This is a genomic window from bacterium (assembly GCA_029210545.1).
Taxonomy (GTDB): domain Bacteria; phylum BMS3Abin14; class BMS3Abin14; order BMS3Abin14; family BMS3Abin14; genus JARGFV01.
Window position 1 is genome coordinate 1 of sequence record JARGFV010000143.1, and the last position, 5,493, is coordinate 5,493.

The 5,493-nt window shown below is 54.7% G+C and carries 6 protein-coding genes; all 6 read right to left on the reverse strand.

Translation table 11 applies throughout. The annotated features are described in order from the left end of the window. Positions 1-102 precede the first annotated feature (102 nt). The 6 genes from P1S46_11220 to P1S46_11245 all read right to left on the reverse strand — a co-directional run bounded on the left by P1S46_11220 (position 103) and on the right by P1S46_11245 (position 5,399). Positions 103-492 carry a four helix bundle protein gene (locus P1S46_11220; GenBank protein ID MDF1537045.1) on the reverse strand — a complete coding sequence of 130 codons (390 nt, stop codon included), beginning with the start codon at positions 490-492 and terminating at the stop codon, positions 103-105. Positions 493-614: 122 nt separating this feature from the next. Further along, positions 615-1,925, reverse strand: a complete 1,311-nt coding sequence (locus tag P1S46_11225; GenBank protein MDF1537046.1) for a nucleotide sugar dehydrogenase — start codon at positions 1,923-1,925, stop codon at positions 615-617. 214 nt (positions 1,926-2,139) lie between these two features. After that, complete coding sequence (locus P1S46_11230; GenBank protein ID MDF1537047.1) at positions 2,140-2,427, reverse strand: HigA family addiction module antitoxin; 288 nt, start codon at positions 2,425-2,427, stop codon at positions 2,140-2,142. A 12-nt stretch (positions 2,428-2,439) separates the two neighbouring features. Next, positions 2,440-2,718, reverse strand: a complete 279-nt coding sequence (locus P1S46_11235; GenBank protein MDF1537048.1) for a type II toxin-antitoxin system RelE/ParE family toxin — start codon at positions 2,716-2,718, stop codon at positions 2,440-2,442. Positions 2,719-2,924: 206 nt separating this feature from the next. Further along, a complete protein-coding gene (locus P1S46_11240; protein ID MDF1537049.1) occupies positions 2,925-4,592 on the reverse strand; it encodes an MraY family glycosyltransferase in 1,668 nt (555 codons plus the stop codon). Between the two features lie 378 nt (positions 4,593-4,970). After that, on the reverse strand, positions 4,971-5,399 hold the full coding sequence (locus tag P1S46_11245) for a DnaA/Hda family protein (protein ID MDF1537050.1): 429 nt from the start codon (positions 5,397-5,399) through the stop codon (positions 4,971-4,973). Between the last annotated feature and the right edge of the window lie 94 nt (positions 5,400-5,493).

The window sequence follows — 5,493 nt, forward strand, 5'->3', positions numbered from 1 at the left end:
GAAAGGGAAAACGACGCTTTTCCCTTTCCGTGGAGCGAAAAGTCCCGGATTGGACTTTTTGCGACTCTATCAAGTTTAGAACCTTTCGATAATGTACAAAATCTATTTAAATTTACTGCCCATATAATCCGATTTTCTCAAGTAGCTGATCAATCCGGATATTACTCTGCTGGTCTCACTGGCTATATCATGGAGCGATTGAAACTCCTTATCGTTCACATTGCCAAGGTCGTGGGCAACGTACAATTGTGACCTTACTTCGCCACAGGAAGCTTTTGCCTGCGACAGGAACTGGATGAACTCCCGGTCACCCTCTCTTTCGTAACCTTCGGCGATGTTGGACATGGTGGAGACACTCGCTCGACAGATTTGCCGTCTCAAGTCATGGTCTTTCTTGAATGACACTCCATTGGTGAGTTCATGAACCTGTCTGACCAGCTGCCTGGCCTTTTGCCAAGAGATCAGATCCTCAAATCCGTTTATCTCTGACATTTTCTCTCCTTTCCGAATATTTTTCTGAAAGGAGTTCAAATCACATGCCAACGTGCAGTTTTGTTTTATTCTTTCTTTGGTCTTTGGACTTTGGTCTTTGGACTTTGGTCTTTGGGCTGCCGTTAGATCCTCCAGACCTTCTTATTATCACGGGACCTGATGGTGTTCCTCGTGTCGAGGATGAGGGGCGCCTCCTTCAGAACCAGTTTGTAGTCGAAATCGTCGTGGTCGGTGACGATGAGGGCAAGATCACACCCGCTGAGAAGTTCGGGCGTCATTCCCACCTGCTTCAGGACCGCCGTTCCCACATCCAGCTCAGGGATGTAGGGATCCGTGTAGGAGACATCGGCTCCCTTGGCCAGGAGACGGTCGATGATGTCGATGGCCGGCGACTCCCTCTCGTCGTCGATATTTTTTTTATAGGCTACTCCCAGAACAAGAATCCGGGCGCCCTTCATGGCCTTCCCGATACTGTTGAGGGCATCCACCGCCTTTTGAACGACATGGAGGGGCATGAAGCTGTTGACCTGTCCGGCCAGCTCTATGAAGCGGGCCTCGAACCCGACGGACCGGGCCTTCCACGACAGGTAGTAAGGATCGATGGGAATGCAGTGACCGCCCAGGCCGGGGCCGGGGTAGAAGGGCATGAATCCGAAAGGTTTGGTGGCGGCTCCCTCGATGACCTCCCAGACGTCGATGCCCAGGCGGTCGCACATGACAGCGAGCTCGTTGACAAGGGCGATATTGACGCTGCGGAAGGTGTTCTCATGGATCTTGACCATTTCGGCCACAGACGCGGAACTGACCGGAAAAACTGTATCCAGGAACTGCCTGTAAAACAGGGCTGCCATTTCTGTGCATTTGGGCGTTGCCCCACCCACGACCTTGGGAATGTTGCCGGTGTTGAACCTCGGATTTCCCGGATCGACCCTTTCCGGCGAAAAAGCCACGAAGATGTCCGCACCCGCCTTGAGGCCCGTTCCTGTCAGGGCGGGTACCATGACCTCGTCGGTGGTGCCCGGATATGTCGTACTCTCGAGAACGATCAGCATCCCGGGATGGAGGTTGGGAACGATCGCTTCCTCCAGGGCCGCGATGATACAGGAGATGTCCGGATCACGGGTCTTGTTGAGAGGGGTCGGCACGCAGACGCAGACGACATCGCACCCGGACACCACGCCAAAATCCATTGTGGCGGAAAGCCTCCCGTTTTCGACCTCCTGGAGCACCTGGCGGGCGGGGACATCGGGGATATAAGACTCACCCCGGTTCACCGCTTCGACTTTTTCAAGGCTTTTGTCGAGCCCCACGACTGGAAAACCGGCGCCGGCAAGCTCTACCGCCAGGGGCAGTCCAACATACCCCAGCCCGATGACGGCACAGCGGGCGGAACGATCGCTTATCTTCTTTTCCAGGCTCTTTTTCGATGACATGGCTCTCCAGGGTTCGGAGCTGATGCTCCTCAAGTTTTGCGTTGTGGGTTTTGGGTTTGAAAAAGCGGGCAATGGGCTATGGGTGAAAAACCGCGTTCGTCATCGTGCCTGATGCTCTTCCCTATAGCCCGCTCTCCCTTTGGTCTTTGGACTTTGGTCTGGTTCCTCCTGCCCCCACGCTCCCATGCTTTTCACCAATCACACCTTTTCCCCTTTATGCTGTCTGGAATCGCTTTACGTTAATCCGGTCCTCATGCATTCGAGCTTGTGCAAGATCATAAGCAGCCTGCATGCGCAACCACGCGTCAGCGCTACTGCCGAAAGCTTTTTCAAGACGAATAGCCATATCAGGAGAGATACCGGCCTGCCCATTGATGACACGTGACAGAGTGTGGCGCGCGACGCCAAGGACACGGGCACCGTCAGTCACTGTAAGCGACAGGGGTGCCAGGCAGGCGTCCTTTATGGAGTGGCCCGGATGGGGCGGATTTTTCATTACCATTTTTTATCCTCCTCAGTGGTAATCAACCAGATTCACTTCAAAAATATCTCCGTCTTGAAACCGGAAGATTATTCGCCAGTTTCCTGAAACACGGACACTCCAGAATCCTTTTAATTCACCTTTGAGCGCATGGAGTACATAACCCGGCAAGTCGAGGTCAGATGGCGTCAATGAGACATCCAATCTGGCAAGGATGTCTTCAATCCTATTGATATTGTCGCCCCTCATCCGGCTGCGATCTCCATGTTCATAAAACCGCTTTAGACCACGGTGTTTGAAACTACGTATCATGGATCATGTGTACCTCGTACCGATACGAATGTCAAATATTCAACCCTGTCAATTTATTTGGGGGGATGGGATAAAGAGAGATGGGCATGAATATAGAAAAGGAAATATGGAATGAGGAATAAAACCTGTTATGCCTCTCCCCATCGCCCATAGCCTATTACCTATAGCCTGTTTTTCTCTTTGGACTTTGGTCTTTGGACTTTCCTTTACTCCCACCACGGCATGGAGAGGAGCAACACCATGCTGGCCACTGTGCCGGCGGCCAGCGTCCAGGAGCGCACCCGGTACCCTGACAGGTAGACCCTGGCCAGGGTGTAGAGGATCAGGGCGTTTGCCAGGGCAGCGGCAAAGGGCAGGAAAGAGGCCGCTCCGAGGAAGTGCTTCGCGAGGGCCGCTCCGAGCACTCCGATGTAAAGGCTCAGGATGTCCATCGGGTACGCGATAATGACGGCGAAGGTTCCTGTCCGGTAGAGAAAATAGCCCAGGAGGAGCAGGGCCGCGATCGCTGCGAGAACCGTCATCCACCCCACTGTTTTACCAGCGCCGCCCCATACAGTGACCAGGGTGACCTGGTTCAGGACAAGGGAGCAGAACAGGGCCACCCGCGTGATCTCGTAGCGGGGAGAGTCCTGGATATTGTTCAGGTAAAGGTCCAAAGCGCCCAGGACGAAAAGGGCCAGTACAGCGGCGACCAGGTGGGAAAGCAGCATGTGCCTCTTGAATAATATGACCAGGTTCACGGAGGATACCCCTGTCAGTATGACCAGGTTGTTCCTGAGACGCTCTTTCCTGTCCCTCATGGAACCAACGGCTTTTCTCGCGATGGCGCGGACCCTCACGTTCAGGTCACGGACCGCGTCCCCGACACGGAAAAGGTGAAAAACCTTGACCGTTGCCAGGGCAGCGATAAGGAGTAAGAGGCCCAGGGCCAGGATCTGGATCTGGATCGTCTGGGCCAGGAGCAAGCCGAGGATGCCGAGAGAGGCCGACAGCCCATAGAACATGCCCAGGACCTGTATCGCGGTGAAGTTAAGATCCAGCAGGCGATGATGGATGTGTTCCCTGTCTGCTTTAAATGGATTTTCACCCCGCGCTGACCGTCTTATAAAGGCGAAAACCGTATCGGTAAGAGGAATGGCCAGCAGCAGGATCGGGACCACGAGAACCAGGAACGTGCTCGTTTTGGCAGAATGGGTGATGGATACCACGGCAAGGATGAAACCGAGCAGAAGGCTGCCGCTGTCCCCGAGGAACGTCCCGGCAGGATAAATATTATACCTGAGAAAGCCGAGCAGCGCCCCCGACATGATCAGGCAGAGCATCCCCAGCCCTGTCCTGTCTGAAACGATGGCAAGAGCACCCATGCCTATAAAAGCGTTAAAACACAGGCCGGATGCCAGCCCATCCATCCCGTCGATGAGGTTGACGGCGTTGGTGATCCCAACGATCCAGAAGATCGTCACGAAAAACGACAGGAAGTGACCCGGCTTGAACCCCAGATCACTTAAAAAAACGAACCTGTTCAGATCGAAAAGGACTCCCGCCTGCATAACCGATAGAGCGGCGATCGTCTGGACCAGGAACTTGGTCATGAAGTGGCAACCGAATCGATCATCCCAGGTGCCGACCGCGAAGATAAGAGAAGCTCCAAGGAGCACAAAAAACAGGCCCTCATTCCCGATAAAGGCCGCCGTCAATCCGATGATAGCAAAGGGGAATAGTGTGATGCCGCCCGCAAGGGGCATCGGTTCCCTATGCTGCTTGCGGTGGTCAGGCCGGTCCAGGAATCCCCAGCCGGAACAAAATCGAATCACCCTTGGGGTGATGGTAAGGGCAAGCACTGCGGCGATGAAGAAGGAGAACAGGTAGACCAAGGAGCCCCCCTGAAAATGAAACGAAACAGTAAAATACGACAATGAGGGAAGAAATTCAAGGGCGTGCTCGCCTTTAAAGCGCCGAGGATTCCATGTTCGGTTGATCTAAGCTCTTCCCAATTATCCATTGCCCATCGCCTATTGCCCCTCGCCTCTCGCCCATTGCCCCTCGCCTCTCGCCCCTTGCCCCTCGCCTCTCGCCCATTGCCTATCGCCTCTCGCCCATTGCCCCTCGCCTCTCGCCCATTGCCCCTCGCTTATCGCCCATTGCCCCTCGCCTATCGCCCATTGCCCCTCGCCCATCGCCCCTCGCTTATCGCCCATTGCCCCTCGCCCATCGCCTCTCGCCCATTGCCTGCTTTATCCCCGGAAAGCGGCTCATGTCAGCCGGATAGCAGTACCTTCCCTCAACAGTCGAGCGATTTCGCGATTTTTCTCCTTCCATGTCGCCAGCGGCAGATCGGAAGCGACGGCTGTAAGTTTGCCTGCACCCCTTCGGTCCCGGATCAGATGACAGATGATTTTGGCTGTAGCAGGGCGATCAGCCAGGCACCAGAAGTTGTCGAGCATCAGAACGTCGACCGTGCTGTATTGCCGCCGCCATTCGGATATCCGTCCAAACTGACTACACAACCGCACCAGGTCGTCGATCAGGGTTTCGGTGCCGACACGCGAAACGTCCCCTTCAGGCAGGCACTGCTCGATCGACCGCAGCAGCCGCGTCTTACCGGCCCCGTTGGCTCCAAAAACACACAGAAGATCACCAGGTAAGTCGCTCAATCGCGCTATCAGTTCCTTTACAGTCATCTCCGCAAACCTCTATCATTGACAGGGTCGCAAAAAGTCCAATCCGGGACTTTTCGCTCCACGGAAAGGGAAAAGCGTCGTTTTCCCTTTCCTT

What these genes read in the sequence shown, in the direction of transcription:
- P1S46_11225 (MDF1537046.1), bottom strand. Translation starts at nt 1,925, where the DNA reads ATGTCATCGAAAAAGAGCCTGGAAAAGAAGATAAGCGATCGTTCCGCC.
- P1S46_11220 (MDF1537045.1), bottom strand. Translation starts at nt 492, where the DNA reads ATGTCAGAGATAAACGGATTTGAGGATCTGATCTCTTGGCAAAAGGCC.
- P1S46_11245 (MDF1537050.1), bottom strand. Translation starts at nt 5,399, where the DNA reads ATGACTGTAAAGGAACTGATAGCGCGATTGAGCGACTTACCTGGTGAT.
- P1S46_11230 (MDF1537047.1), bottom strand. Translation starts at nt 2,427, where the DNA reads ATGGTAATGAAAAATCCGCCCCATCCGGGCCACTCCATAAAGGACGCC.
- P1S46_11235 (MDF1537048.1), bottom strand. Translation starts at nt 2,718, where the DNA reads ATGATACGTAGTTTCAAACACCGTGGTCTAAAGCGGTTTTATGAACAT.